The organism is Vibrio sp. 811, from assembly GCF_033339195.1.
The window spans coordinates 1-627 of record NZ_JAWOUB010000547.1 but is presented as its reverse complement, the minus strand read 5'-3'; the positions used below and the strand labels follow the sequence as shown (position 1 = coordinate 627).

Sequence of the window (627 nt, the reverse complement as noted above, 5' to 3'; positions counted from 1 at the left end):
TAAATCGACAGGCAGTAACTTGATCGCATCTCGCAGGGCTGAACGTCTCAACTCAAATTGATACAACGCGATTTGCTCACGAAGTTGCTTTTGTACCGCTTCACCATGAATAAACGAGGCAAAGGTATCCAACTCTTCTAAGTGGTGACCTTTTTTACTAATGATAGAAACAGGTTTGATGGAGATCTGATCGTTGAGCATTTTGGCATCAAACCCTTCCAACAACATTGGTTTGAGTTGGTTAATCGCATCAACCACGCCATCCACTAAACCAGTTTGTAGCAAACGTACTGCTTCGTTATGGCCTTTATAAGGAACTTGTTTTAACTCTGGATGATACTGTTTGATCAGTTCTGAGTAGATGGTGTTTTGAGGCACACCAACACGCGAAATATCATCTAATGTCGAGTCGCTCAGCCCATATAGGTATGTGTATTCAATGTTTGTTGGTCGGGAATAGCTGAAACGCTCGGCGCGAGTATCGGTATAGGTAATGTTGGCAGCAAAGTCCGCGTCTTCATTCGCGACTGCATCTAAAATGGCATCAAAACTCGCGTAGTTGATGTACTCAACACTCACACCAAATTCAGTGGATACCGCATCAAATAAAACGCGAGTGACAACATC

1 protein-coding gene is annotated in these 627 nt (G+C 43.2%); it reads right to left on the bottom strand.

The window, feature by feature from the left end:
* Window positions 1-627 (bottom strand): substrate-binding periplasmic protein (locus R7Q46_RS28015; RefSeq protein ID WP_318078414.1); only part of this gene is annotated, 627 nt, incomplete at both ends.